The sequence below is a fragment of the Thermogutta sp. genome, from assembly GCF_014359955.1.
Taxonomy (GTDB): Bacteria; Planctomycetota; Planctomycetia; order Pirellulales; family Thermoguttaceae; genus Thermogutta.
Genome location: NZ_JACIYL010000996.1, coordinates 1 through 1385 on the forward strand (window position 1 = coordinate 1; position 1385 = coordinate 1385).

The window sequence follows — 1385 nt, forward strand, 5'->3', positions numbered from 1 at the left end:
GGACTCTGTCCCGATGAGGCGACGTTTCAGAAGCTCAAGACGGAGATGGCGGCCATCCACTGCGAAGTTATTCGACCGCAGGTCATACCGTGATCGACTCACGCGTTCTCCGTGGTTTTGGTGGCCAATTGGGGACCGGGATTTTATTCCACACGAAGGAGCAGGGCCGACCCATCGCCAGATTTGCGAAATACGCGACATGCCACGGACACGCTGTGCTGTAGGGGCGGTTCATGAATCGCACTGACCCACGTTTTTCGCCGTTGCCTTGACTTCGGTACGGGCAATTCGTGAATGGTTGGGCAATTCGTGAATTGCCCCTACCAGGCGAGACGTTCCATTCGGTTCAATCCATCGGCGTGAACTTTCCCGACAACACGCTGGGGTTTCGGCCTCTTGCGATTTCCTCACAAAAAGGGAGGGGGCCGGAGCCCGGACATTGCCGACAATGCGCGTCCTGCGGGCAGCGGCGGGTTCTCGTAACAGTCCCTGGTTTTGGCGACGATAACGAGGAAGACGAGCGGCGGTCGGAACGCCGTGCGCGAATTGTGGTACGTTGTGCGGAAAGAGGACGGGGATTGCGAAGATGCGTTTCCTGCAGAGTTTCATTTTTGTGGTGATTTTGACGGTTCTCCCGACTGCACCGACGTGGGCACAATCCCCCGCCAGAGATTTGGGTGCTCCAGCGTGTTGCGCACCTTCTTATGCCCTGCTCGGTTACCAGCAGGGGTGCTGCGAATTCACCCCGAGCCGCTGCAGCCAGGTTTGGGCCGGCTACTGCGAGATGAAAAAACTTCGGGCATGTCACCGGTGGGCGGTGGCGCGGCCTGTCGGCGGCTGGGAACGCCACGCACCGTGTGGCTGTGGTTCAACCTCTGTGGATCCCGTCATTGGGCAATATGAGGGAAAGACCAGTGAATAGCCGCACGCAAGCTGTGACGAATTGTGCCGTTGGAATCGTCAGTGGCGAGAGGATCGTGCCCGTCCAGATGAGCGAATGATGACGCGAAAACAAAAACATTTTTGCTGAAGAAAAAAGAGCACGTGAGCCGATATAGATAATAACCTGCCGGGAGGCGGGATGCCTGCCGATGTCCCCGATTTCAGGATGAAGATCATGGCAGATCGATGGACCGGTCTGCCATGATCTTTTTTCTTGAGGCCCGCAAACACTCTTCGCGGCCTGCGCTAAACGACACGAATAACCTCCCCCGGTTGCGTGAACACTAGACGGGCCGACACACGATCTTCGGGCACATGCAACCAGCGTGCGGCTGCTTCCCGATACATGACGAGCTGCGGCCGATAAAACTCGACCCGTGCTGCAAGCTGGTCCGGTGTGATGTCGTCTGTCTTGAAATCGATGACGTCAGCCGCGATGGGCT

At 57.5% G+C, this 1385-nt stretch carries 2 protein-coding genes; one reads left to right on the plus strand and one right to left on the minus strand.

What is annotated here, in order from left to right; all coding sequences use genetic code 11:
* The first annotated feature begins 586 nt into the window (after positions 1–586).
* Positions 587–922: a hypothetical protein gene (locus H5U08_RS18855; RefSeq protein WP_297036719.1), complete on the plus strand. Its 336-nt coding sequence runs from the start codon at positions 587–589 to the stop codon at positions 920–922.
* A 266-nt stretch (positions 923–1188) separates the two neighbouring features.
* Here the strand turns inward: H5U08_RS18855 and H5U08_RS18860 are convergent.
* The coding region (locus tag H5U08_RS18860) for a hypothetical protein (RefSeq protein ID WP_297036721.1) at positions 1189–1385 on the minus strand (197 nt) is incomplete at its 5' end.

What these genes read in the sequence shown, in the direction of transcription:
- H5U08_RS18855 (WP_297036719.1), top strand. Translation starts at nt 587, where the DNA reads ATGCGTTTCCTGCAGAGTTTCATTTTTGTGGTGATTTTGACGGTTCTC.